This window comes from Micromonospora sp. NBRC 101691, assembly GCF_030269285.1.
GTDB lineage: Bacteria > Actinomycetota > Actinomycetes > Mycobacteriales > Micromonosporaceae > Micromonospora > Micromonospora echinospora.
In genome coordinates, this window is the sequence record NZ_BSTB01000012.1 from 38,875 (window position 1) to 64,468 (window position 25,594).

Consider the following 25,594-nt stretch of genomic DNA (forward strand, 5'->3'; position numbering starts at 1 on the left):
ATGGGCATCCAGAACCTCATCGAGGGCAAAAAGCAGTGGCGGGCGCACATGGCCCGAGTCAAGGCGCTACCGCCCGACTACCAGATCGTCTACACAGAAATGCAGAAATACCTGTTCAAAGTCGGACCGGTCGACCTGGCCGACGGGAACCTGCTCCCCGGAATCATCGACTTCTTCGAGGAAGGCGTCACAGCCGGCAAGCAGGTCCTGGAACTCATCGGCGACGACGTCGCCGCCTTCTGCGACGACCTGGTCAAGGACCCGCGCACCCACGCCAACACACACCAGGAATCCAGAAGCACACAGGAAAACTAACCCCTGCCGTCATCAGACCAGCGGGCGCAACCCCACCCTCCCCACGCCCAACCGAAGGCTCACCCCGCCAACCACTGGTCGTAACCCAACCTCGCCACCAACGCCAACACCACCACCAGCAACACCACCCGCACGAACCCCGCACCACGCCGCAACGCCATCCGCGCACCCACCGCCGCCCCCACGACGTTGCACACCGCCATCGCCAACCCCAACCACCACCACACATGCCCGGCCAACCCGAACACCACCAACGCACCCAGATTCGTCCCCGCGTTCACGATCTTCGCCATCGCCGAACCGTGCACGAAGTCCGCCCCCACCAACAACGTGAACGCCACCACCAGAAACGTCCCCGTACCCGGACCGATCAACCCGTCGTACAACGCGATCCCACCACCGGCCACCACCACCGCCACGACCACCCGCCACGGAGTCCGCCGCTCCGGCAACGCCACCACCCCCAACCGGGGCCGCACCGCCACGAACACCGCCACCGCCACCAACACCACCAACACCACCGGCCGGTACGCCCCCGCCGGCACCGCCCCCGCCAACGCCGCACCCACCCCGGCACACACCACCGCCAGACCCGCCGACGGACCCGCCACCGACCAATCGATCTTCGTGTGCCGCGCATACGTCAACGCCGCCGTCGACGTCCCCGCGATCGCCGCCAACTTGTTCGTCCCCAACGCCGTCGCCACCGGCACCCCCGGCGCCGCCACCAACAACGCCGGCAACAACAACAACCCACCCCCACCCACCACGGCATCCACCCAACCCGCCAGGGCAGCCACCGTGAGCAGGGTCGTCAACGACAGAGCATCCACGGGCCGCCATTCTTCCCAGCCCACCCACCCCCACGAGACCACCTGTGGGCAGCCTCACCGGCCACGACGCCGCCGCAACCACACCCCCATCACACCAATCACCACGAACACCAGCACCGAACACACCAGCACTCTCACCACCCGACAACCCTCCCTCCACCACGTATCGTGCATAACGTGCGCCTGGCCACCTTCAACCTGCTCCACGGCCGGTCACCCGCCGACGGACTCGTCGACCCCGACCGCCTCACCGCCGCCGTCACCGCCCTCGACGCCGACATCCTCGCCCTCCAGGAAGTCGACCGCGACCAGACCCGCAGCGGCAACCTCGACCTCACCGCCATCGCCGCCCGCGCCCTCCACGCCCCCGAACACCGCTTCGCCGCCGCCGTCGTCGGCACCCCCGGCGAACAGTTCCGCCCCCTCAACCACGACGACGACGGCCACGGAGAACCCTGCTACGGCGTCGGCCTCATCAGCCGCTACCCCGTCCGCACCTGGCAGGTCACCCGCCTACGCCCCGCACCCGTACGATCCCCGGTCTACGTACCCGGCCCCGGCGGCGGACTACTCCTGCTCCACGACGAACCACGCGTCCTCCTCGCCGCCGTCCTCGACACCCCACACGGCCCCCTCACCGCCGCCGCCACCCACCTCTCCTTCGTCCCCGGCTGGAACGCCCACCAACTCCGCCAGGTCGTCCGCGCACTCCGCACCCTCCCCGCACCACGCGTCCTCCTCGGCGACCTGAACCTCCCCACCACCGCCACCCGACTCGTCTCCGGCTGGCAACCCCTCGGCCGCCTGCCCACCTACCCCGCCACCCAACCCCGCGTCCAACTCGACCACATCCTCGTCGACCGACACGACGCCCACCGACTCCCACCCGTCACCGCCGTCACCACCCCCACCTCCACCATCTCCGACCACCGCCCCCTCGTCGTCGACCTCGGCTGACCCCTCACCCCGCCGACACCAGACCCACCAACACCCGATGCGTACGGTTCGACCGCACCGCCGCCCGCTGCTGACCCGCCGTCACCTCGATGTACGTCTGCGACGACGCCAACGACGCATGACCCAGCAACCGCATGATCTCCGCCGCGCTCGCCCCGTCCTCGGCCAACCGCGTCGCGAACGTGTGCCGCAACGCGTGCAACCGCGCACCCGCCGGCACCCGATCCGTGATCCCCGCCCGCCGATAGCACGAGTCCACCAGGTACTGCAGACCACCCCGCCGCAACGGCTCACCCCGCCGGTCCACCAGCAACGCCGAGTCCGGCCGCACCGAACGCGCCCCGAACCGCCGCACCCGACTCTCCAGATACGCCACCAGCACCCCGTCCAGCTCCGGCTCGACCGGCACCACCCGCGGACGACCACCCTTGCCCGCCACGTCCACCCGACGCTCACCCGCACGCCCCGCCACCGACCCGACCCGCAGGGCCAGCAGCTCCGACAACCGCAGGCCCGTGCACAGCGCCAACGCCACCACCGCCAGGTCCCGCTCCGGCCACGGGTCGTGCTGCCGGCCGGTGGCCCGGGCGACCGCGTCGAGCAGTTGCTCGGGGGTGTCGTCGCCGCGCAGCGGCTTGGGCTGGGGGAGCGGGGCACGGGGGCGGTCGACCGCCGGCATCGGGTTGCCCGCCACCACGCCCTCGGCCACCAGGAACGTGAAGAAGTTGTTCCAGGTGGACCAGGCGCGGTGTACCGACGCCGCCGCCCGGGGAGCGGCGAACGCGGCGAAGGCCGCCCGCAGCGAACGGGGGGAGAGGGCGGTGACCGGCAGCGCGTCCAGGGCCAGGGGAGGGGTCGCCTGTCCGGCGGCCAGGCGGGCGACGCCCAGCAGATCCCGCCGGTACGCCTGGAGCGTGTGCGGGGAGGGCTTCCGCGTGGCCCGGGCGGTCAGGAACTCCTCCACGAGCACCAGAACCGAACTGTCCACTTTGTCATGCATAAGGGTAATTATGCATGATTTTCGGATCCGTGGCTATGGCCGGGGGAGCGCGGCCCACCGGCCGGTGAGAGGATCCGGGCATGCCGGAAGCCTTGACCGCAGACGACCTCGTCGCCCTGGCGCTGGAGGTGTCCGAGGAGGGTGTGCGAGCCGGGGAGTTGCCGGTCGGCGCGGTCGTCGTGATGGGCGAGGAGATCATCGGCCGGGCGTACACCCAGGAGCCGGCGCAGGGCCGGCGGCTGGTCCACGCCGATCTGCTGGCCATGGAGCAGGCCGACCGGCGACTCGGCTGGACGGCCCGCGCTCGTCCGCTGGTTCTCGCGGTCACGCTGGAGCCGTGTCTCATGTGCCTCGGCGCCGCGATGGCGCTCGGGGTGTCCCAGGTCTACTACGGCGTGGAGGCGCCCGACGACGGTGCCGCCGGCGTTCCCGCCGTGTGGCAGCCGGCCCGGTCGACCATGTCGTTCTCCCGGCCGCCCGCGGTGGCCGGCGGTTACCGCCGGCAGGAGTGCATCGAGCAGTTCCGGCGTTACGCCGCGACTGCTTCGACCGCGTCTCTGCGTCAGTACGCCGAGAGCATGGCAGCCCTCGGGTGAATCGCGTCGGTCGAGCCCCGCTCGCCCTCGGCGGCACTGATTCGATAATGTACATTATGTAAAGTTGAGTGGTGCGGGGCCTCCTCCGCCGCGTTCCGAGGTGGGCGTCAGAGTCCGCCGGCGACGCGCAGGACCGTACCGGTGGTGTAGGAGGCTTCCGGGCCGAGCAGCCAGGCGATGGCGGCGGCGACCTCGTCGGGTTCACCGGCGCGGCCGAGCGGGATCCGGTCCGCCGCCCGGTCGGGTCGGTCGGGTATGCCGGACAGGGTGTGGATCTCGGTGCGGACGATGCCGGGCGCGACGGCGTTGACCCGGATTCCTCGTGGGGCGAGTTCCTTGGCCAGGCCGACGGTGAGGGTGTCGGTGGCGGCCTTGCTGGCCGCGTAGTGGATGTACTCCCCCGGGCTGCCGAGAGTCGCGGCGACCGAGGAGACGTTGACGATGGCGGCTCCGGCGGTCATCCGGCGGGCGGCCTGTTGGGCGCAGAGGAGGTAGCCGACGACGTTGACGTCGACGACGCGGCGGATGTCGTCGACGGTGAGGTCGACGAAGGGGCCGATCGGGCTGGTGATGCCGGCGTTGTTGACCAGGCCGGTGACCGGGCCGAGGGTGTCGGCGGCGGTGTCGAAGAGGTGGGTTACCTGGTCGGGGTCGCGGGTGTCGGCGGGTACGGCGATGCCGTGGCGGCCGGCGGCGTGCACGTCGGCCAGGACGGCGGTGGCGGCGTCGTGGTCGCGGCGGTAGCAGAGGGCGATGTCGTGGCCGGCTCGGGCGAGGCGGCGGGCGGTGGCGGCGCCGATGCCGCGTCCGCCTCCGGTGATGACGGTGACCGGTGTCGTCACGGTGTCCCTCTCCCCCGTTGTGTGGTGTCGGGGCGAGGTTACCGTGGCGCGGGGCCGTCGGTTGTGGTCGGTCGTGGGGTGTCGGGTGGGTGGTGCCCCGGCGGGGTGGGTGTCGGTGGCGGCTGGTATCAAAGGCAGGAATTTCCGACAGTTGTCCGAAAAGAGGGTGGTTGGTGATGGGGGCCGCGGGTCAGGGGTTGTCCACTGACGAGGTGCAGGGCATCCGGGAGGCGTTGGCGGCGGGTCGTAAGCCGAAGGTGGTGTTCACGGCTGCGGCGGGTCAGATCGCCGGGCAGGTGGGTCAGGTGGTGGAGCTGACGGATCCGGCGGTGTCGGACGAGTTCGTGGTGGTGCGGTTCGGGCGGGACGAGTTGCCCTTCGCCCCTGCCGACGTGGCGGTGGCGCCGCGTGGTGCGGGGCGGCGGGTGGTGGAGCCGAAGCCGGAGGCGGAGGTCGTGGCGGAGCCGGTGGTGGCGGAGCCGGAGTTCGTGTTGGAGCGTGCGCCGGTGCCGGAGCAGTCGCGTGGGGACGAGTCGCGGGAGGAGTCGAAGGTGGATGTGGTGGAGACGAAGCCGGCGAAGCGGGCGGTGAAGGTGGCGAAGCCGAAGGCGCCGGCGGGGTTGACGGTGACGTTGCAGTATGCCGAGGGTGAGTGGACGGTGGCGGCGCAGCAGGGCAGCAAGTCGTTGGCGAAGCCGTATGTGGTGAAGCCGGCGGAGGCGTTGCGGATGGTGGCGTTGGTGGATGTGCCGGGTGTGCAGGAGGCGGTGGAGCAGATTCTGTCGGCGGAGCGGGCTGAGGCGGAGCAGCAGGCGGAGAAGCTGCGGGCGGAGTTGGCGGAGATCGAGGCGCGGTTGGCGGAGTTGCGCGAGGCGGGTTGATCGGTGTGGGCGGGGGCGCCGGTGGGTGTCGCTGTCCGTCGGGGGTGTGTGGCGTGGGGTTGCCCGGGGGGTGGCTCCGCGCCACGTTTCGTTTCCGGGGTGGTGCTGACGTCGGGGTGTTCGGTGCTGGAGTTTCTGTTATGCCAATTGACACAAGCGTTGTCTGGCTTCTACGGTTCCGGCATGGACGAGGTGAGGCGCCCGGGTCGGCCCCGTAAGACGCCCGGTCAGTTGGCTCGTTGGTCTCCTCCGGAGGGCTGGTCGCGGCTGGTCGCCTGGGTTTCGCCGGAGGAGAAGAAGGCGCTGAAGCACGTCGCCGTCGAGGCCGATGTGGCCGTGGCCGATCTGGTCCGCGCGTTGGCCAGTGGTCTGGCTGCGGGGCTCGTCACCGCCGAGGAACTGATCGGACAGGTCAGGAAGGGAACGCAGGTCATGGAGAAGATTCCCACGCTGTTCGAACGCGACGACCACTTCCGGGTCGTCGACCGTCCACGGTCCGAGTGCGCGTGGGTGTTCGACGGTGAGGGGACTCCGACGGAGAAGCTCGACGGCACGAACGTGCGGCTCACCCTCCGTTCCGGGCGTCTGGTGCGGGTGGAGAAGCGTCGTAATCCCAGCAGGCTGCAGAAGCAGCAGGGCATCGTGGACGGGTGGTATGTCGACGCCGACGAGCACGGCGCGGAGGACCGGTGGATCGTGGCGGCGGCTCGTAACACCGACGTGTCGGACTGGCCGGACGGTGAGCATCCGTGTGAGGCGTTGGGGCCTCGGGTTCAGGGCAATCCGCTGGGCCTGGAGGAGCACATGTGTGTGCCGTTCAACCTGCGTGTGCCTGTTCTGTCGGATGCGCCGCGCAGCTATGCGGGGCTGCGGGAGTATCTGGTGGAGTTGGAGAGCCGGTTTGCTCCCGGGCATCTGGCGGAGGGCATCGTGTTCCATCACCCGGACGGCCGTCGCGCCAAGATCAAGCGTAGGGACTTTCCGTGCGCTGCCGGTCGGGCGGCGGCCAGCTGAGGGTTTCACCGCTTCTTGTCGGCTGTGCCGGCTGCGGTGTCCCTGCGTTGTGGGGGTTCCACCGTCGTTCGACGGACGAAACGCGTAGCGCCGCCCTACGGGGCGGCGCTACGCGTTTGTGGCGACTTGCCGGTGAGTACGCCTGTGGAGGCGTAGCGGGCGGGGGTCAGTGGGTGGGGATGTGGGCGACGCCGATGCGTTTGCGGAAGACCCAGTAGGTCCAGCCCTGGTAGGCGAGGACGACGGGGGTGAAGATGGCGGCCACCCAGGTCATGATCCCGAGGGTGTAGGGGGTGCTGGCGGCGTTGGTGGCGGTGAGGGTGCCGGCGGGGTCCGTGGTGGAGGGCAGGACGTTCGGGAAGAGGGCGGTGAAGAGGGTGGCGACGGCGAGGGCGATGGCGGTTGCGGTGCCGGTGAAGGCCCAGCCTTCGCGGCGGGCGTGGGCGGCGGTGAGGCCGGCGAGCAGGGCGGCGGTGGCGGCGGTGGCGAGGATGACGGCGGTGGTGTTGCCGCGGATGGTGAGGGTCCAGGTCAGGAAGGCCACGGTGAGGACGGCGGCGACGGCGCCGAGGCGGGTGGCGAGGGTGCGGGCGCGGTGGCGGATGTCGCCGGTGGTCTTGAGGGCGGTGAAGACGGCGCCGTGGGTGAGGAAGAGAGCGGTGGTGGTGAGGCCGCCGAGGAGGGCGTAGGGGTTGAGGAGGTCGACCAGGCCGCCGGTGTATTCGTGGTCGGCGTCGAGGGGGACGCCGCGGAGGATGTTGGCGAAGGCGACGCCCCAGAGGAGGGCGGGGATGAGGCTGCCGAGGGTGATGGCGGTGTCCCAGCGGCGTTTCCAGGTGGCTTCGGGGCGCTTGTGGCGGTATTCGAAGGCGACGCCGCGGACGATGAGGGCGATGAGGATGAGCAGGAGGGGTAGGTAGAAGCCGGAGAAGAGGGTGGCGTACCACTCGGGGAAGGCGGCGAACATGGCGCCGCCGGCGGTGATGAGCCAGACCTCGTTGCCGTCCCAGACGGGTCCGATGGTGTTGATCATGACGCGGCGTTCGCGGTCGTTGCGGGCGAGGACGGGTAGGAGCGCACCGACGCCGAAGTCGAAGCCTTCGAGGATGAAGTAGCCGGTGAAGAGGACGGCGATGAGGACGAACCAGACGGTGGTGAGGTCCACGGTGGGGCTCCGGGGTCAGTAGGCGAAGGCGAGGGGGCGGTCGGCGTCGTCGGTGTCGTCGTCGGGTGGGGGGTTTTCGGTGACGTCGGGGAGTCCGTTGCGGGCGTAGCGGATGAGGAGGCGGACCTCGATGACGGCGAGGGTGGCGTAGACGATGGTGAAGGCGGTGAAGCTGGTGAGGACTTCGGTGAGGCTGACGCTGCGGGAGACGCCGTCGCGGGTGAGCATTTCGCCGAAGACGATCCAGGGTTGGCGGCCCATCTCGGTGAAGATCCAGCCGAAGCTGTTGGCGGCGAGTGGGAGCAGGGGCATGACGAGGCCGGCGCGCAGGAGCCATTTGCCGGTGGGGGTGCGGCCCTTGCGGTGGGCCCAGAGGACCCAGAGGGCGATGGCGGCGGCGGCGAGTCCGAAGCCGATCATCATGCGGAAGCTCCAGTAGGTGACCGGGATGATCGGGGTGTAGCTGCCGGGGCCGTACTGGGCGGTGTACTGGGCCTGGAGGTCGTTGATGCCCTGGACGGTGCCGTTGGGGTCACCGGTGCCGAGGAAGCTGAGCAGGTAGGGGATCTTCAGGGCGAAAATTTCGCGGCTGCCGTCGAGGCTGCCGACGGTGAGGACGCTGAACGCGGCGGGGCTTTCGGTGGTGTAGAGGCCTTCGGCGGCGGCCATCTTCATCGGCTGCACGTCGGTCATGATCTTGCCTTGGATGTCGCCGGTGATGAGGACGCCGGCGGTGGCGGCGAGGGTGACGAGCGCGCCGAAGCGGGCGGCGAAGCGGTAGGTGGGGGTGTCGGCGTGGTCGCGGTGGCGGATGAGGTGCCAGAGGGCGACGGCGACGATGAGGCTGCCGGCGACGAGGAAGCAGCCGGCGATGGTGTGGGGGAAGGTGATGAGGGCGACCTTGTTGGTGAGGACGGCGAGGAAGTCGGTGAGTTCGGCGCGTCCGGTGTCGGGGTTGATGCGGTAGCCGACGGGGTTCTGCATCCAGGAGTTGGCGGCGAGGATGAAGTAGGCGCTGAAGGTGGAGCCGATGGCGGCGGCCCAGATGGTGGCGAGGTGGATGCGTTTGGGGAGGCGGTCCCAGCCGAAGATCCAGAGTCCGAGGAAGGTGGATTCGAGGAAGAAGGCGACGAGGGCTTCGATGGCGAGGGGGGCGCCGAAGATGTCGCCGACGAAGCGGGAGTAGTCGCTCCAGTTCATGCCGAACTGGAATTCCTGGACGATGCCGGTGACGATGCCCATGGCGAAGTTGATGAGGAAGAGCTTGCCGTAGAACTTGGTGAGTTTGAGGTAGCGCTGGTCGCCGGTGCGGTGCCACATGGTCTGGAGGATGGCGACGAGGACGGAGAGTCCGATGGTGAGTGGTACGAAGAGAAAGTGGTAGACGGTGGTGACACCGAACTGCCAGCGGGCGACGTCCAACGCGTCCACCAGGAACCCCCCAGGTCGTACTACGAGACGTAGTAGATACTACCGCGCGTCGTAGACGGGATGGCAGGGCCGCCCGGCCCGAACCGTCCCGGGACCAATGACCCTGCTCACCCCGGCCGCTGGTCCCCCACCGTCGCCGCCCGGTCCCCCGCCGCTGGCGGGCACGTGCGACCATCGACCGCTGATGGAGACAGTCCACTCCCCCTGGCGGCCGCCGTGGCTGTGGCGTGCCGCGCAACTGCTCGCGTACCTCGTGGTCGGGGCGTTGGCCCGGCTGCGGGTCAGCGGTGACGTGCCCGACCGGCTACGCGCGGGGCCACTGGTCCTGGCCGCCAACCACATCAGCCCGTTCGACCCGATCGTGCTCGCCGCCGCCTGCCGGACCCGGGGCGTGGCGCCCCGGATCATGGCCACCGGGGGGTTGTTCCGGGCGCCCGTGGTGGGCGCGGCGATGCGCCACGCCGGGCACATCCGCGTCGACCGGGGCACCGCCGGGGTGGGGCGGGCGTTGCACGACGCCGCCGACGCGGTCGCCACCGGATCGGTGATCCTGGTCTACCCGGAGGGCCGCATCGGCCTGGACCCCGGCATGTGGCCGGAACGCGGCAAGACCGGCACCGCCCGACTGGCGTTCGCCAGCGGCGCGCCGGTGGTGCCGGTCGCCCAGTGGGGCTCGCACGAGGTGCTGCCCTACCGGGCGCCGAAGGGCATGGTGGGCGCGGTGTGGCGGTCGCTGTGGCGGCGGCCGGTGATCCGGGTGCACTTCGGCGCTCCGGTCGACCTGGCCGACGTGGATCCGGCGGCGTCCGGGGCGGCCCGGCGGGCCACCGACCGGATCATCGACGCGGTCACCGACGCGCTGGTGCCGTTGCGTCCGGACGAGCCCGACCGGCCCCGGCACGTGGATCCCGGTCGGCCGTCGGACACCAGCCGGCTGCACCGGCGGCCGGCGCGTCCCTGAACCGGGGACTACGGCGCCGGCAGCGGGGTTTGACCTGCCCCGCTCCGCTACGATCATGACCTGGGCAGCCGCCCGCCGCCCAGGTCGTGTCCCGCCCCGCCGGACGGTGAGCGGTTCCGGCTGCCGGTGGAGTACCCGGTGGCGGATCCGGTCCGCGCCGAACCGTGGAGGCACGCATGCGCGCACCGACCCGCTTTCCCCTGCTGGCGCCGGCGACGCTGGTGCCGCTGCTGGCCGTGGTGACGCTGGCCGTGGTCTGGGGTCGCGTCCTGCCGCCGGTGGTGGAGGTCGTCGTCGTGGTGCTGCTGGCGGGCGCGGTCCTGGCCGCGGTGCACCACGCCGAGGTGGTCGCGCACCGCGTCGGGGAGCCGTTCGGGTCGCTGATCCTCGCCGTCGCGGTGACCGTGATCGAGGTCGGCCTGATCATCACCCTGATGGTCTCCGGTGGCCCGGACACCGCCACGTTGGCCCGGGACACCGTCTTCGCCGCCGTGATGATCACCTGTAACGGGATCGTCGGGTTGTCGTTGCTGCTGGCGACGGTGCGTCGCCGGGTGGTGGTGTTCAACCCGGAGGGCACCGGCGCGGCCCTGGCGACGGTGCTCACCCTGGCGACCCTGAGTCTGGTCCTGCCGACGTTCACCATCGGCAGTCCCGGTTCGGCGTTCACCGGCCCGCAGTTGGCGTTCGCGGCGGTGTCGTCGCTGTTCCTGTACGCGACGTTCGTGTTCGTGCAGAACGTGCGGCACCGCGACTACTTCCTGCCGCCGCCGCGCGAGGTCCTCGCCTCGTCGCCCCCACGCCGCCCGGATGCCGCCGTGGGCGACGAGGAGCACGCCCCGGTGCCGCCGATGACCACCGCGCTGGGCAGCTTCGCGCTGCTGATCGTGGCGCTGGTCGCGGTGGTGGGACTGGCGAAGGTCGAGTCGCCGACCATCGAGGCGGTGGTGGCCGACGCGGGACTGCCCCGGCCGGTCGTCGGGGTGGTCATCGCGCTGCTCGTGCTGCTGCCGGAGACCCTCGCCGCGGCCCGGAACGCCCGCCGGGACCGTACCCAGATCAGCCTGAACCTGGCCCTCGGGTCGGCGATGGCCAGCATCGGGTTGACCATCCCGGCGATCGCGATCGCCTCGCTCTGGCTCGACGGGCCGCTGGTGCTCGGTCTCGGGGCCACCCAGATCGTGCTGCTCGGTCTGACCGCCGCGGTGGGGATCCTCACCGTGATGCCCGGCCGGGCGACGCTGCTGCAGGCCTGGGTGCACCTGTCGTTGTGCGCGAGCTACCTGTTCCTCGCCGCGAACCCGTGACCGTCGCCCCCGGCGGGGACGTCAGGTCGGGTGGACGACCTTCAGCAGTTCGGTGACGGCGGTGGTGATCGGGGCCGCCGGCGCGGCCAGGACGGCCGGGCACCCGGACAGTGTCGGCCCGCCGGCCGCGCGGCGGCACGCAGTGTCCGATGTCCGGCACCGACCGCAGTGGCCGCCGGCCGGTCACCTGCCGGCCACCGGCGGGGAGCATACTGCCGGCGTGTCCCACCCCTACCTCGACGCGGCCGCCCCGCTGGCCTTCGCCCACCGGGGCGGTGCCGCGCAGGGCGACGAGAACACCGTCGCGGCGTTCGCCCGGGCCGTCGCGCTCGGCTACCGGTACGTCGAGACCGACGTGCACGCCACCAGCGACGGCGTGCCGGTGGTCTTCCACGACGCGACCCTGGACCGGGTCACCGGTGAACCGGGGCGGATCGCCGCGCTGCGCTGGGCGGACCTGGCCACCGTCCGGGTCGGTGGGGCCGCCGTGGTGCCCCGCCTCGACGAGGTCCTCGCCGCCTGGCCGGAGATCCGGTTCAACGTCGACGTGAAGGCCGACGGCGGGGTGCGGCCGACCGTGGCGACGGTGGAGCGTGTCGGCGCCGGCGAGCGGGTGCTGCTCGCCTCGTTCAGTGACGCCCGGCTGGCCCGGCTGCGGGTCCTCGCCGGCCCGAAGGTCGCCACCTCGCTGGGCATGCGTGGGGTGGCCCGGCTGCGGTGGGCGTCGCTGACCGGGCAGCGGCTGCGGCTGCCGCCGTCGGTGGTCGCCGCGCAGGTGCCGGTCCGGTTCGGGCGGGTGCCGGTGGTCGACCGGCGGCTGGTGCGGTACGCCCACCGACTCGGTCTGCACGTGCATGTCTGGACGATCGACGAACCTGACGAGATGCACGAGTTACTGGACCTGGGTGTGGATGGCATCATGACCGATCACGTCGGCGTGCTGCGCGACGTCTACCGCAGCCGCGGCCACTGGGCCGCCTGAACCATCCGAGGACCTGATGGCCGAGACCCTCGCCGCCCCGGCGGAGCGCACCCCACCGTCGAGCACCCGCCGGGAACGCACCGGTTGGTACTTCTACGACTGGGCGATGTCGGCGTTCTCCACCACCGTCATCACCGTGTTCCTGGGGCCGTTCCTGACCAGCGTCACGGAGGTCGCCGCCGGCTGTGAGCTGGGCGCGGACACCTGCTCCGGGTACGTGTACCCGCTGGGCGTGAAGGTGGCCGCCGGGTCGTACTTCCCGTACCTGGTGTCGCTGTCGGTGTTCCTGACGGTGTTCGTGCTGCCGGTCACCGGGGCGGTCGCCGACCGGTCCCGGCACAAGAAGCGGCTGCTGGCCGGGTTCGCGTTCCTCGGCGCGGGGGCGACCACCGCGATGCTCTTCGTCACCGGGGACCGCTACCTGCTGGGTGGGGCGCTGTTCGTGGTCGCGAACATCGCGTTCGGCGCCGGTGTGGTGGTGTACAACTCGTTCCTGCCGCAGCTGGGCGGCCCGGACGACCGGGACGCGATCTCCAGCCGGGGCTGGGCGCTGGGCTACCTCGGTGGTGGGTTGCTGCTGGCGGTGAACCTGGTGGTGGTGAACTCGTTCGGTGACGGCACCGCCCAGCGCACCCTGGACCTGGCCCGCTGGTCGATTGTGTCGGCGGGGTTGTGGTGGGCGCTGTTCACCCTGGTGCCGCTGCGGTGGCTGCGGGAACACCCGTCGGTGGAGGCGCCCGTCGCCGGCGGGAACGTGCTGGTCGACGGGTTCCGGCAGTTGGGGCGGACCCTGCGGGAGGTCAAGGCGTACCCGCTGACGTTGTTCTTCCTGCTGGCGTTCCTGGTCTACAACGACGGCATCCAGACGGTGATCGCCCTGGCCAGCCAGTACGGCACCGAGGAGCTGCGGCTGGGTCAGACCACCCTGATCGTGACGATCCTGCTGGTGCAGTTCCTCGCCTTCGGCGGGGCGTTGCTGCTCGGCGCGCTGGCCCGCCGGATCGGCGCGTGGAAGACGGTGCTGCTGTCGCTGGTGCTGTGGACGGCGGTGATCCTGGCGGCGTTCCGGCTGCCGGCCGAGGCGCCGGTGCCGTTCATGATCCTCGGCGCCGGCATCGGTCTGGTCCTGGGCGGCAGTCAGGCGTTGAGCCGGTCGCTGTTCAGCCAGCTGATCCCCGCCGGCCGGGAGGGCGAGTACTACGGCTTCTACGAGATCAGCGACAAGGGCACCAGTTGGCTGGGACCGCTCGCCTTCGGGCTGGTGTTCCAGCTGACCAACTCGTACCGGGTCGGGCTGGTCTCCCTGTTGATCTTCTTCGTGGTCGGGTTCCTGCTCCTGGCGGCGGTGCCGGTGCGTCGGGCCATCATCGCCGCCGGGAACACCCCGCCGCGCGTCCTCTGACCAGCCCTATCGGTTCCGGTCGATGGGCTAGGCTGCCCGACCGTGACCGACGTCGACTCCGCCGCCCCCACCTGCCTGGCCCGACCCCTGCCGGGTGAGCCGGACACCCCCGTCTGCGCCGCCACGCGCGGGGCCGACGGGCGTCCGCTGCACGCCGCGGCGCTGAAGTTCTTCTGGGGGCCGATGGACTGCGGCAAGTCCACGATGGCCCTCCAGATGAACTACAACCACGCCCGGCAGGGCCGTCGGGGGCTGGTCACCACCCGCATCGACCGGTCCCTGGGCCCACGGGTCACCACCCGCATCGGCCTGGCCCACGACGCCATCGAGGTCACCGACGACCTGGACCTGCGGGCGCTGGTGCGCGACCGTTGGGCCGACGGGGAACGCATCGACTACCTCATCTGCGACGAGGCGTCCTTCTACAGCGTCGCCCACGTCGAGCAGATGGCCGAACTGGTCGACCACGACGACGTCGACGTGTTCGCGTTCGGGCTGGCCACCGACTTCCGGTCGTGTTTCTTCCCCGCCGCGCAGCGGCTGTTCGAACTGGCCGACTCCGTCGCCCGCATCCAGGTCGAGGTGCTCTGCTGGTGCGGCCGGGAGGGCCTGCTCAACGCCCGCGTCGTCGGCGGCCGGGTGGTCCGCGAGGGCGAACAGGTCGTCATCGGCGACACCGTCCCCGACGCGCAGGTGCGCTACCAGGTGCTCTGCCGCCGCCACCACCGCACCGGCGACCTCGGCCCCCGCGACTGACCCCGACGAGGTGGTCCCGTGACCAGACCGTGATCAAGGGATCCGACCGCCGCGCCAACCTTTCCCCGCGCCCGACCGCTCTCAACCGGCACGCGGGACGGCACCGGGCCGACCCGCCACGGCGACCCGGGGGACACGACACATGCGGCTGGCGCTTCGACGGGCCCGTGGAGCGAAGGGCCTGCTCCTGGCGGCGGTGGGCGCCACCCTCGTGGCGACGGTCGCCCTCACCGGCCTGGCCGGCTACCACCGCGACGTCGTCAGCTCCGGGGTACGCGGGGTCCTCGCCGCCGCCACCGCCGAGGAACGCTCCATCCTGGTTCGCGGCGCGGCCGGCCGCACCCCCGACGTCCTCACCCAACACGACACCGCGCTGCGCGCCGGCGCCGCCGACGTCCTCGACGGCTGGCCGGGCACCGTCGAGGCGGCCGGCTACGCCGCCGGCCGGCAACTGCGCGGTGACGTCGGCGCGGCCGTCCCCGACGACGACGGCACCGTCTATGCCAGCGTGCTGTTCCTCGACGACCTCGCCGCACACGCCGACCTGACCACCGGCGCCTGGCCGGCCGCCGGCGCCAACCCCGTGCAGACCACCCTCGCCGAACCGGTCGCCGCAACCCTCGGCGTCACCGTCGGTGACCGCGTCCCGGTCACCGACGGGTTCACCGGCCGGGTCACCGACCTCACCGTCGTCGGCCTCTGGCGGCCCCGCGCCGCAAACGACCCGTACTGGCGCCTCGCCCCGGAAACCCTCACCGGCGTGCAACCCGGCACGGCCACGTACGGGCCGCTGACCGTGGACCGCGCCGACTTCCTGCGGCACTTCCTCACCAACGCCTCCGCCGGCTGGCTGATCACCCCCGACGTCGGCGCGGCCACCGGCACCGCCGACCTCGACCGCCTCGCCGACGCCGCCGACGCCGCGACCGGCGGACTCGCCGCCAGCGCCGGACTCGGCGACTCCGCCACGACCACCACCGCCCTCGACGACCTGGTCGAACGGATCCAACGTGCCGCCCTGGTCGGCCGGTCCGCCCTGGTCACCCCGATGCTGCTGGTGGCCGTTCTCGGCGGGTACACGCTGCTGCTGGTGGCCGCCCTGCTCACCGAGCAACGCCGCGCCGAGACCGCGCTGCTGCGTGCCCGGGGCGCGGCCCGCTGGCAGATCGCCGGCCTGGCCGGCCGGGAAGCGGCACTGGTCGTCGCCCCGGCCGTCCTGCTGGCCCCACCGCTGGCCACCGAACTGCTACGGCACGCCGGCCGGATACCGGCGCTCGCCGAGGCGTCCCTGCGTCTGCAACCACGACTGGACACCCTCACCTGGACCGTCGCGCTGCTCGTCGCCGCCGGCTGCGCCCTCGCCATGCTCGGCCCCAACCTGCGTCGGGGCGACAGCTACGTCGCCGACCTGGCCGCCCGGTCCCGGCCCGGCCGCCGGGGCGCGGTGCAACGCGCCGGCGTCGACGTCGTCCTCGTCGTGGTCGCCCTGCTCGGCTGGTACCAGCTGCGGTCGTACTCGTCGCCGCTGTCCGGCGTCGGCGGTGACCTGGCCATCGACCCGCTGCTCGCCGCCGCGCCCACCATCGCGGTGCTCGCCGGCGCGGTCCTGGCCCTGCGGATCCTGCCGCCCCTGACCCGCCTCGCCGAACGGTACGTCGACCGCACCCGCGCGACCGCGGCGATGCTCGGCATGTGGCAGGCCGGCCGTCGCGCCCACGCCGGCCCGGTGCTGCTGGTCGCCCTCGCCGTCGCGGTCAGCGCCCTCGCCTGGTCCCTGGCCGGCACCACCGGGCGGTCCCTCACCGACCAGGCCGACCACCGCGTCGGCGCCGACCTGCGGCTGACCGAGACCGGCGCCGCACCCGACGACCGGGCCGCGCAACTCGCCCGGCTGCCCGGCGTGACCGCCGCGCTGCCCGCCTGGCGGTCCACCCTCAGCCTCGGCGCGACCGGGCAGGCGGCGTCGCTGGTCGCCGCCGACGCCGACACCGCGGCCCACGTCGTACGACTGCGGCCCGACCTGGCCGGCGGCTCCCCCGCCGACGTGTTCGCGCAGGTCACCCGCGCCCGCGTCGACGCGCCCCACACCGTCCTGCCGGCCGGGGCCCGACACCTGACCGGCCAGTTCGCGGGGTCGGTCGACACCGCCGACGTCACCGGTGTGGTCCGCGCGTTCGCGGTGTTCGCCGAACCCGCCGGCACGCACCGCCGGGTGCCGCTGGGCGACAGCCGGGACGGACGGCCGGTCGACTTCACCGTCGATCTGCGCGGCGAACCGGCCCGGCTGGCCGGGTTCACCGTCGAGACCACCGGCCCCGCCTCCCTGGTCGTCGACTGGCGGCTACGCGACCTGCGCGCCGACGGCCGACCCGTCGACCTGGCCGGCGACGGGCCGTGGCACACCGTCGACCGCGGCGGCGCGACCCGCGACGGCACCACCGCCACCGCGACCGGCGGCACCCTCACCGCCCGGTGGGTACGTGACGACGACACCCGCCGGGGCCGCGGCAACTCCCCCGTGCACCTGGCCGTCACCCGGCCGGCCGCCGGCCCGGTGCCGCTGCTGGTCACCCCGCCGGCCCTGGCCGCGCTGCGGTTGGCCGTCGGTGACGACACCCGGCTGTTCCTCGGCGCCGCCGACGTCGACGTGCGGGTCGTCGGCACCGTCGAGGCGTTCCCCGGCGACACCGCCGCCGCCACCGTCTTCGCGGACCTGCCGTCGCTGCGCGACCGGATCTTCCACGACCGGGGCCTCACCCGTGACGTGCAGGAATGGTGGCTGTCGGTGCCCGCCGACCGGCACGACGAGACGGCCACCGCCGCCGCCGCGCTGACCGGCGTGGACGTGCTCGACCGGAAGGCGGTGACCCGGGACCTGGCCGGCGACCCGTTCGGCGTCGGCGCGCGCGGCGCCCTGTTCGCCGCGGCTCTCGGCGCGGCGCTGCTCGCCGCGGTCGGCATCGCCGTCGACGTCAGCGCCACCGCCCGCCGCCGCGCCACCGAACTCGCCGTGCTGCGTACCCTCGGCGCTACCCACCGCACCGTCACCCGGTCCCTGGTGACCGAACAGGCGTTCCTCGCCGGCACCGGCGTGCTGGCCGGCCTGGCCGTCGGCGTCGCGGTGGCCGCCACCATGGCGCCCCTGATCATCCTGACCCCGTCGGCGGACCGGCCGACACCCCCACCCACCCTGCTCATCGACTGGCCGCCTCTGCTGGCCACCGCCGCCTGCGTGCTGCTCGTCGCCGTCGCCGCCACCACCGTCGCGGCGTCCCGGCAACGCGGGCGTTCCGAAGCCGGCCACCTGCGCGGCGGGGAGGACCGGTGACCACCACCGTGACCGAACGACCCACCCGGCACACCACCGGCCGGCGGCGACGCACCGGCGGCCCCGGCGCCCGGCTGCGGACCTTCGCCGGCCCCGCCGTCCTGCTCGCGCTGCTCGGCCTGGTCGCCGCGGCGCTGGTCACCGGCGCGCCGAGGCTGACCAACGACCTCGCCGACCGGAGCCTGCACGCCGACCTGGCCCCCCTGCCGCACCAGGTGCGCGACCTGACCGTCGAGGTGTCCGGCGGCGCCGACGGGGCTGCCCCGGCCGGGGCAGCCGGCGCTCTGGACCGGTTCCACGCCGCCCTGCCGCCACCCCTGCCCGACCTGGTCGACCAGCGGTGGCAGGCGGGCACGGTCGCCGCCGACGGCGTGCGGGCCTCCGGTGACGTCGGTCCGCTCGGCGAGGGCGGCCTCGTCCAACTCGGCCTGCGCACCCAGACCGGCCTGCCGGAGGCGACCCGGCTGACCGCCGGGACCTGGCCGCGCAGCAGCCCCGGCCAGCCCGTACAGGTCGCCGTGTCGCAGGCCGTCGCCGACACCCTCGCCCTGCGTCCCGGGGTCCGCCTCGGACTCGCCGCCCCCGGCCAGGCTCCCGCCGCGCTGCTCGTGACCGGGGTGTTCCAGCCGGCCCGCCCCGCCGACCCGCTGTGGGCGCCCATGCCGCAGGCGGTGGAACCGCTGCTGCCGGTCAACGACGGCGATCCGTTCGTGGCCGTCGCGGTCACCGACCCCGCCGGCCTGGCCGCCGCCGGCCGGGCCGGGCTGCCCGTCACCCACTCCTGGCGGTACCGGTTCGACCACCACCGCGTCGACTCCTCGACGATCGAACCGGTCGCCGCCGCGGTCGGTGCGGCCCGACGCACCCAGTGGCTGCCCGGCGCGCGGGTGCAGACCTCCCTGGACACCCAACTCGTGCGTTTCGGCGAGCAGCTCACCTCGGTGCGTAACCTGCTGGCCGTCGTGCAGGCCGGACTGCTCGCCAGCCTGCTCGGGCTGATCCTGCTCGCCGCCCGGGTGGCCGTGCAGGCCCGCCGCGACGAGCTGACCCTGCTGCGGTCCCGGGGCGCGTCGCTGACCGCCATCGGCCGGCACACCCTCGCCGAGGCGGCCCTGCTGCAACCGGCCGCGGTGGCCGCCGGGGCGCTGCTCGCACTGCTGACCCCCGGACGCGACGGCGGCACCTGGTGGGTGCTGCCGCTCATCGCCGCCGTCACCACCGCCGCGGTGCCGGCGTTCGCCATCGGCGGGCAGCGGCACGTCGCCGTGGTCGCCGGGCGGCCGGACCTGACCCGGGCCCGCCCGTCGGCGCGCCGACTCACCGTCGAGGTCACCGTCCTGCTGGTGGCCGTGCTCGGGCTGGTGCTGCTGCGTCGCCGGGGCCTGGACCCCGGCGGCGTCGACGGGTACCTCGCGGCGGTGCCGGTGCTGCTGGCCGTCGCGGTGGCCCTGCTCACCCTGCGGGCCCTGCCCTGGCCGCTGCGGCTGCTCGACCGGGCCGCCGCCCGCGCCCGAGGCGCGCTGCTGTTCCTCGGCGTGGCCCGCGCCGGTCGGGGCGCACCGGTGACCACCGCGCCCCTCGCGGTGCTGGTCGTCGCGGTCGCCACCGGCGTGTTCGGCGCGGTCGTCACCGACACCGTCGCCCGGGCCCGCGACGCCGCCGCCGATGTGAGCGTGCCTGCCGACGCCTGGCTCACCGGCTACGCGTTCACCCCCGACACCACCGACCGGCTCGCCGACCTGCCCGGGGTACGGGCGGTCGCCCCGGTGCGGATCGACTCGAACCGGCCGCTGCGTTCCGGCACCGACCCGCAGGCCCGTACGCTCGGCACCGCCCGGATCATGGTGGTCGACGCGCCCGCGTTCGCCCGGGTCGCCGCCGCCAGCGGCGTCGACGTGGACGTGCCGGAAGCGCTGCGCGCCGCCGTGCGGGGCGACGGCCCGGTGCCGGCGGTGGTGTCCCCGAGCGTCGCCGAGACCGTCACCGGCACCGCCTCCGCCGACGTGCAGAGCCGCCTGTACCCGTTCCGGGTGGCCGGGGTCGTGGACGTCTTCCCCGGCGTCGACCTGGGCACCGACCGGTTCGTGGTGCTGCCGTGGCAGGCGTTGACGGAGTACGCGCACACCCCGGTCATCCCCAACCGGTTCCTGCTCGCCACCGGCGACCACGACCCGGCGGTGGTGCGTTCGACCGCCGACGACGGGCAACGGCGGTGGCAGTCGGCGGTGCTGGGCAGCGACGTCGACGCCCCCGAGGTGCCGGCGGAGCTGCTGACCCGGCGCGCGTACCGGGACGGCCTGGACCGCACCGGCGCCAACGACGTGCTCACCCTGGCGTTCACCGTCGGCGCGGTCGGCGGCAGCGCCCTGGCCGTCCTCGCGGTCGGGTTCGCGGTGCTCGCCGACTCGCGGGCCCGCGCCCGGATGCTGGCCCGGCTGCGCGCCCTCGGCTTCTCCGAGGGGCAGGGGCGGCGGCTGCTGCTGTACGAGCTCGTGCCGCTGGTGGGGGTCGCCGCGCTGGTCGGCGCGGCCGTCGGGGTGGCCCTGCCGGGACTGCTCGGCCCGACGCTCGGGCTGTCCGCCTTCACCCCCGGCGTCACCGCCGGCTGGCACCTGGACCCGTTCGTCGTCGGCGCGGTGCTCGGGCTGGTCGCGGTGGGCCTGGCCGTCGGGCTGGGCGTGGAGATTCTGGTGAACCGACGGAGGCGTACCGCCGACGCGCTCCGGCTGGGAGAGGAGAACCCGTGACCGCCGTCCACACCGTCCCGGACCTGGTGTCGTTGCAGCAGCGGGCCGCCGACCGGGCCGCCGCCCGCGCCGGCGGGACCGACCGGCTGCGCGGCCACATCGTCTGCGACGGCCTGGTCCGCATCTTCAAGACCGACGGGGTGGAGGTCGTCGCGTTGCAGGGCCTCGACCTGGTCGTCGACCAGGGCGAGCTGCTCGCCATCGTCGGCGCGTCCGGCTCCGGCAAGTCGACCGTGCTGAACATCCTCTCCGGGCTGGACGTGCCCACCGCCGGGATCGCCCGGGTCGCCGGGTACGACCTGCTGACCATGTCGGCGCGCAACCGGCTGGCCTACCGCCGGCGGACCGTCGGGTTCGTGTGGCAGCAGACCGCCCGGAACCTGCTGCCGTACCTGAGCGCGGTGGAGAACGTCGCGTTGCCGATGCGGCTGGCCGGCCGACGCGGCCGGGCCGCCCGACACCGGGCGGCGGAACTGCTGGACATGGTCGGGGTGGGCCACTGCGCCGACCGGCGGCCGGCCGGGATGAGCGGCGGTGAGCAGCAGCGCTGCGCGGTCGCCGTGGCGGTCGCCAACGACCCGGAGGTGCTCTTCGCCGACGAACCGACCGGCGAACTCGACGAGAACACCGCCGCGGAGGTGTTCGGGGCGCTGCGCACGATCAACGCCGAGCTGGGCGTCACCGTCGTGGTGGTCACCCACGACCATGCCGTCGCCACCCAGGTCCGCCGCACCGTGGCGATCCGTGACGGCCGCACCGCCAGCGAGGTACGCCGCTCCGCGCGGCGGGGCGCCGACGGCGTCGAGGAACTGGTCACCGAGGAGTACGCGGTGCTCGACCGCACCGGCCGGATGCAGCTGCCCGCCGCGTTCGTCGACGCCCTCGACCTGCGCGACCGGGTCCGGCTCACCCTGGAACCCGACCACGTGCAGGTGCACCCGGGCAGCGGACAGAAGGAGCAGCCGTGAGCGGGGACCTGGTCACCGTCGAAGGCGTCGGACGGGAGTTCCCCGCCGCCGGGCAGGTGGTGCACGCCCTGCGGGACGTGTCGTTCACCGCCGGCCGGGGCGAGCTGGTGGCCGTCCGGGGCCGCTCGGGCGCCGGCAAGACGACCCTGCTGAACCTGGTGGGCGGCCTGGACCGGCCCACCACCGGGCGGATCCGGGTGGCCGGGCGGGACGTGAGCGCCGCGAACCACCGGGAACTGCTGGCGTTGCGCCGCGACACCATCGGGTTCGTGTTCCAGTCGTTCGGGCTGATCCCGATCCTGTCGGCGGCGGAGAACGTGGGCCTGCCGCTGCGGCTGGCGAAGGTGCCCGCCGCCGAACGGGAACAGCGGGTGGCGGTGCTGCTGGAACTGGTCGGCCTCGGCGGACACGCCCGGCAACGCCCGTACGAGCTGTCCGGCGGCCAGCAGCAGCGGGTGGCCCTGGCGCGGGCCCTGGCCAACGACCCGGCGCTGCTCGTCGCCGACGAGCCCACCGGGCAGCTGGACTCGGAGACCGGGCAGGCGGTGATGGGGCTGCTGCGGGCGCTGGTGCGGGCCCGGGGCATGACCGCGTTGGTGGCCACGCACGACCCGGCGCTGGTGGAGGTCGCCGACCGGGTGGTGACGTTACGCGACGGCCGGCGGGTCGACGACCTGGTGCCGGCCTGACCCGGCGGGGTGTCCTCGGCCCCACCGGGTCAGAACGGGTCGCCGCAGATCCGCCAGCCGTCGTCCTCCCGCACCACCCGCAGGTCCCGCTGCTCGGTGCGCCCGCCGTCGCGGATCAACCGCACCGTCACCGTGCCGGTGGGCTGCCCGTCACGGGTGCTCACCGACACGTCGGTGACCTGGTGTCCGGTCACCACCGGCGGGGTGCGCACCCAGGCCGCGAACCCGACCGGGCTCCACCGGGTCCGGGCGTTCGCGCAGAGCCGCCGGTAGGCCCCTTCGGCGTTCCCGGCGGCCATCTCGGTGAGGAACGCCTCGGCGGTCTGGCGGACCGGGGCGTCGGCCTGCCGTACCGCCTGGACGTTCCACGCCCCCAACCCGGCAACCCCGACGCAGCACATGCCCAGCGCCGCACCGGCCACCACCAGCCCGACCCGCACCGGCCGGTGGGGCCGGTGCGGACGGGACCACGACGCCGACGACATGATGACCAACGGTAGAGAATCCGACACCCACCGCGCAGGAACTCGCGTCTGTCGCGGCACGCGGGGATCGTCTACCGTCGACGCGGACCCCTGTCCCCCCTTGCCAGGAGTGACGCATGGCCCGTTTCGTGCAGCCGGTGCCGGCCCCCGCCGACCCGTACACCGGTGACCCGCTGCTGCGGTCGTGGCTGGAACGGCAGCTCGGTCCGGCCGGGCACGCCGCCGCCGAGGGCCGCCTGACGGACCTGGCCGCCGACGTGACCGGGCCGCTGCGCGCCGCGCATGCCGACGCCGAGGCCCACCCGCCCACCCTGGTCCGCTACGACCCGTGGGGCGCCCGGATCGACCGGGTCGACACCTCCGCCGGCTGGCAGGCGCAGCGGGCCGCCGCCGCCCGGCACGCCGTGGTCGCCCTGCCCTACCTGGCCTCGGCGCGCGGCGAGTGGGGCGCGGCGGCCCGCGTCGTGCAGCACGCCCTGCTGCATCTGTACGGGGCCGAGTCGGCCACGTTCTCCTGCCCGGTGGCGATGGCCGACGGCGCGGCGGCGCTGCTGTCCCGCCCCGAGGTCGACCGGGCCGTGCGGGACGCGTGGCTGCCCCGGCTCACCGCCACCGACCCGGACGTGGCGGTCACCAGCGGCCAGTGGATGACCGAGGCACAGGGCGGGTCGGACCTGTCCCGCTCCGACACGGTGGCCCGGCCCGCCGGGGACGGGTCGTGGCGGCTGACCGGCGAGAAGTGGTTCTGCTCGGCGGTGGACTCGGCGATGGCGGTGGCCCTGGCCCGGCCCGAGGGCGCCGGTGCGGGCAGCCGGGTCCTCGCCCCGTTCCTGGTGCCCCGCTACGCCGCCGACTCACCCCTCGCCGACGGCGGCGACCCGACCGGATGCGCGCCGGGGGTGCGGGTCCACCGGCTCAAGGACAAACTCGGCACCCGGGCGCTGCCCACCGCCGAGGTGGGCCTGCGGGACGCGTACGCGCTACCGCTGGGTGACCCGGCGCAGCCCGGCCTGGTCCGGGCGATGACCCTGGTGGTGGTCACCCGGCTGCACAACGCCGCCGCCGCCGTGTCGGGGATGCGGCGGGGCCTGGCGTACGCGCGGGCCTACGCCGAGGCCCGGCAGGTCGCCGGGGGTCGGCTGGTCGACTCGCCGCTGCACAAGGCCACCCTCGGCACCCTCGGGGTGGACACGGCTGGCGCGTTCGTCCTGGCCGGGCACGCGTTCGCGCTGTTCGGGCGGGTGGAGGTCGGCTCGGACCCGGACGCCGCCGCCGAGCTGCGGGTCGTCGCGCCGCTGGCGAAGCTGGCCACCGGGCGGCTCGCAGTCGCCTGCGCCAGCGAGTACGTGGAGGCGTTCGGCGGGGCCGGCTACGTGGAGGACACCGGCGTGCCCCGGCTGCTGCGCGACGCGCAGGTCCTGCCGATCTGGGAGGGCACCACCAACGTGCTCGCCCTCGACGTGCTGCGCGCGGTGACCCGGGAGGACGCCGCCCGGCCGCTGCTGCGTCGCCTCGCCGCCGCCGCCGACACCGCCCGCAGCCTGTCGCCCGCCCTGGCGCACACCCTGACGGCGGTCACCGAGGAACTGCGGGACACCTTCGTCACGGTCACCGCCGACCCGGGCGGGGTGGAGGCGGTCGCCGGGGCCCGCGCGGTGGCGTTGCGGGCCGCGTACGCCCTGACGGCGGCGCTGCTGGTCGAGCACGCCGCCTGGGGCGACGAGGCCGCCGACGTGGCGGCCCGACTGTGGGCCCGGCGCTGGCTGCGGCACGAGGAGATCGCCCTGGACGCCCACCAGCACCTGGATCTGCTCTGCTGACCGTCGGCGGGCGCCCGCCGAGCCGCGCCGGTCAGCCGGGGGACCGCCGGGACCGGGCCGCCCAGATCACGTACGCCGGGTCCCGGTCGAGGTTGTGCCGGTCGCGGTCGTAGCGGCGGGTGGTGCGTGGGTCGGCGTGACCCATCGCGTCCTGCACGTCCTCCAGGGGGACGCCCTCGGCGCGGGCGGTGGTGGCGAACGAGTGCCGCAACGAGTGCGGCGACAGCCTCGCCCAGGCGGCGATGCCGGCGTCCCGGGCCAGCCGCCGTACGAGGCGGAACACCGCGTGTCGGTCGAGGCGGCCACCGGTGGTGGTCACCAGCAGCGGTCCGGTCAGCTCGTGCACCGACACGCCCTGCGCGTCCGCCCGTGCCGCCAGGTACGCGTCCAGCGCGTACGCGGTGCCCGGGGTCAGCGCCCGCCGCCGGGACCGGCCGCCCTTGCCGACGAACCGCACACTGCGGTGCCCCCGTTCCACGCCGAGGTCGTCGAGGTTCAGCGACACCAGTTCCCCGACCCGTAGCCCGAGGTCGGCCAGGAGCGTCACCACGGCCCGGTTACGGACGGCGGTCGGGCCGGTGCCGGCCTCGGCGGCGGCGAGCAGCGCGTCGACCTCCCGGGGAGTGAGGCCGACGGTGGCCGAGTGGTCCCGGTCGACCTGGGGACGGTCGGCGCCGGCGACCGGGTTGGCGTCGACGGCGCGCAGCTTGACCAGGAAGTCGTACCAACTGGACAGCGCGGAGAGCTTCCGGGCGACCGTGGCCGGGGTCAGCGGACGGCCGGTCCGCGCGGCGAGCGTCGACTCCAGGTCCCGGCCGTAGGCGTTGACGTGCAGGAAGGTGGCTCGCAGCGGGTCGAGGTCGTGGCCGGCGCACCAGGTGAGCCAGCCGGCGACGTCGCGCCGGTAGGCGTCCCGGGTGTGCCCGGACAACCGTCGGTTGGCGAGCCACGCCTCGGTGAAGTCGACCGGGCCGCCGGGCAGGGCGGGCGTCGGCGTGGTACCCGAGCGCACCGGAAGGTCGGAGGGCGGCATGGGGAAAGGTTCTCAGGTCCGGACGGGAAGCGCGACGAGGCGCGCCCGGCCCTCTGGTGCCCTGACCCCCGCGTCCCGCGGG

22 protein-coding genes are annotated in these 25,594 nt (G+C 73.6%); 15 read left to right on the forward strand and 7 right to left on the reverse strand.

The genetic code is table 11. From position 1 onward, the window contains the following. Positions 1–315 carry a DUF1048 domain-containing protein gene (locus QSK20_RS19030; RefSeq protein ID WP_285789935.1) on the forward strand — a complete coding sequence of 105 codons (315 nt, stop codon included), beginning with the start codon at positions 1–3 and terminating at the stop codon, positions 313–315. Between the two features lie 59 nt (positions 316–374). On the opposite strand, the gene QSK20_RS19035 is transcribed toward QSK20_RS19030, so the two are convergent. After that, the gene (locus QSK20_RS19035; protein WP_285789936.1) at positions 375–1,133 is read right to left on the reverse strand and encodes a sulfite exporter TauE/SafE family protein; all 759 of its coding nucleotides are present in this window, start codon (positions 1,131–1,133) and stop codon (positions 375–377) included. Between the two features lie 192 nt (positions 1,134–1,325). Between QSK20_RS19035 and QSK20_RS19040 the strand changes: the two genes are divergently transcribed. Next, positions 1,326–2,105, forward strand: a complete 780-nt coding sequence (locus QSK20_RS19040) for an endonuclease/exonuclease/phosphatase family protein (RefSeq protein WP_285789937.1) — start codon at positions 1,326–1,328, stop codon at positions 2,103–2,105. A gap of 4 nt (positions 2,106–2,109) precedes the next feature. Here the strand turns inward: QSK20_RS19040 and QSK20_RS19045 are convergent, their stop codons facing one another. Beyond that, positions 2,110–3,105 carry a tyrosine-type recombinase/integrase gene (locus QSK20_RS19045; RefSeq protein WP_285789938.1) on the reverse strand — a complete coding sequence of 332 codons (996 nt, stop codon included), beginning with the start codon at positions 3,103–3,105 and terminating at the stop codon, positions 2,110–2,112. Positions 3,106–3,185: 80 nt separating this feature from the next. On the opposite strand from QSK20_RS19045, the gene QSK20_RS19050 reads away from it, so the two are divergent. Next, positions 3,186–3,701: a nucleoside deaminase gene (locus QSK20_RS19050; RefSeq protein WP_285789939.1), complete on the forward strand. Its 516-nt coding sequence runs from the start codon at positions 3,186–3,188 to the stop codon at positions 3,699–3,701. Positions 3,702–3,808: 107 nt separating this feature from the next. On the opposite strand, the gene QSK20_RS19055 is transcribed toward QSK20_RS19050, so the two are convergent. Beyond that, positions 3,809–4,543, reverse strand: a complete 735-nt coding sequence (locus QSK20_RS19055; protein ID WP_285789940.1) for an SDR family oxidoreductase — start codon at positions 4,541–4,543, stop codon at positions 3,809–3,811. Between the two features lie 176 nt (positions 4,544–4,719). Between QSK20_RS19055 and QSK20_RS19060 the strand changes: the two genes are divergently transcribed. Next, a complete protein-coding gene (locus tag QSK20_RS19060; protein ID WP_285789941.1) occupies positions 4,720–5,424 on the forward strand; it encodes a hypothetical protein in 705 nt (234 codons plus the stop codon). A 183-nt stretch (positions 5,425–5,607) separates the two neighbouring features. Beyond that, a complete protein-coding gene (locus tag QSK20_RS19065) occupies positions 5,608–6,438 on the forward strand; it encodes a hypothetical protein (protein ID WP_285789942.1) in 831 nt (276 codons plus the stop codon). Between the two features lie 166 nt (positions 6,439–6,604). Here QSK20_RS19065 and cydB read toward each other — a convergent pair whose 3' ends face one another. Both cydB and QSK20_RS19075 read right to left on the reverse strand, forming a co-directional pair. Next, positions 6,605–7,603, reverse strand: coding sequence for a cytochrome d ubiquinol oxidase subunit II (cydB, locus tag QSK20_RS19070; RefSeq protein ID WP_285789943.1), 999 nt, complete (start codon positions 7,601–7,603; stop codon positions 6,605–6,607). Positions 7,604–7,618: 15 nt separating this feature from the next. Continuing rightward, positions 7,619–9,034 carry a cytochrome ubiquinol oxidase subunit I gene (locus QSK20_RS19075; RefSeq protein ID WP_285789944.1) on the reverse strand — a complete coding sequence of 472 codons (1,416 nt, stop codon included), beginning with the start codon at positions 9,032–9,034 and terminating at the stop codon, positions 7,619–7,621. Between the two features lie 184 nt (positions 9,035–9,218). Between QSK20_RS19075 and QSK20_RS19080 the strand changes: the two genes are divergently transcribed. The 9 genes from QSK20_RS19080 (at position 9,219) to QSK20_RS19120 (ending at position 22,174) form a co-directional block, all read left to right on the forward strand. After that, positions 9,219–9,995 (forward strand): lysophospholipid acyltransferase family protein, encoded by a 777-nt coding sequence (locus QSK20_RS19080; RefSeq protein WP_285789945.1) that lies wholly within the window; start codon positions 9,219–9,221, stop codon positions 9,993–9,995. Between the two features lie 176 nt (positions 9,996–10,171). After that, a complete protein-coding gene (locus QSK20_RS19085; protein WP_285789946.1) occupies positions 10,172–11,302 on the forward strand; it encodes a calcium:cation antiporter in 1,131 nt (376 codons plus the stop codon). Between the two features lie 220 nt (positions 11,303–11,522). Next, a complete protein-coding gene (locus tag QSK20_RS19090; protein ID WP_285789947.1) occupies positions 11,523–12,284 on the forward strand; it encodes a glycerophosphodiester phosphodiesterase family protein in 762 nt (253 codons plus the stop codon). A gap of 16 nt (positions 12,285–12,300) precedes the next feature. Then, the gene (locus QSK20_RS19095) at positions 12,301–13,686 is read left to right on the forward strand and encodes an MFS transporter (protein ID WP_285789948.1); all 1,386 of its coding nucleotides are present in this window, start codon (positions 12,301–12,303) and stop codon (positions 13,684–13,686) included. A 75-nt stretch (positions 13,687–13,761) separates the two neighbouring features. Beyond that, complete coding sequence (locus tag QSK20_RS19100) at positions 13,762–14,442, forward strand: thymidine kinase (protein ID WP_502888945.1); 681 nt, start codon at positions 13,762–13,764, stop codon at positions 14,440–14,442. Positions 14,443–14,584: 142 nt separating this feature from the next. Then, on the forward strand, positions 14,585–17,770 hold the full coding sequence (locus QSK20_RS19105; protein ID WP_285789949.1) for an FtsX-like permease family protein: 3,186 nt from the start codon (positions 14,585–14,587) through the stop codon (positions 17,768–17,770). Continuing rightward, positions 17,767–20,517, forward strand: coding sequence for an FtsX-like permease family protein (locus QSK20_RS19110; RefSeq protein ID WP_285789950.1), 2,751 nt, complete (start codon positions 17,767–17,769; stop codon positions 20,515–20,517). Before QSK20_RS19105 ends, QSK20_RS19110 begins: the two co-directional genes overlap by 4 nt. After that, a complete protein-coding gene (locus QSK20_RS19115; RefSeq protein WP_285789951.1) occupies positions 20,514–21,485 on the forward strand; it encodes an ABC transporter ATP-binding protein in 972 nt (323 codons plus the stop codon). Before QSK20_RS19110 ends, QSK20_RS19115 begins: the two co-directional genes overlap by 4 nt. Further along, positions 21,482–22,174: an ABC transporter ATP-binding protein gene (locus QSK20_RS19120; protein ID WP_285789952.1), complete on the forward strand. Its 693-nt coding sequence runs from the start codon at positions 21,482–21,484 to the stop codon at positions 22,172–22,174. The genes QSK20_RS19115 and QSK20_RS19120 overlap by 4 nt, the downstream gene beginning before the upstream one ends. Positions 22,175–22,203: 29 nt before the next feature. Here the strand turns inward: QSK20_RS19120 and QSK20_RS19125 are convergent, their stop codons facing one another. Further along, entirely contained in the window at positions 22,204–22,659 is a 456-nt protein-coding gene (locus QSK20_RS19125; protein WP_285789953.1) for an Rv0361 family membrane protein, read from the reverse strand. Between the two features lie 116 nt (positions 22,660–22,775). On the opposite strand from QSK20_RS19125, the gene QSK20_RS19130 reads away from it, so the two are divergent. Then, entirely contained in the window at positions 22,776–24,479 is a 1,704-nt protein-coding gene (locus tag QSK20_RS19130) for an acyl-CoA dehydrogenase family protein (protein ID WP_285789954.1), read from the forward strand. A 31-nt stretch (positions 24,480–24,510) separates the two neighbouring features. On the opposite strand, the gene QSK20_RS19135 is transcribed toward QSK20_RS19130, so the two are convergent. Beyond that, positions 24,511–25,512 carry a tyrosine-type recombinase/integrase gene (locus tag QSK20_RS19135; protein WP_285789955.1) on the reverse strand — a complete coding sequence of 334 codons (1,002 nt, stop codon included), beginning with the start codon at positions 25,510–25,512 and terminating at the stop codon, positions 24,511–24,513. Between the last annotated feature and the right edge of the window lie 82 nt (positions 25,513–25,594).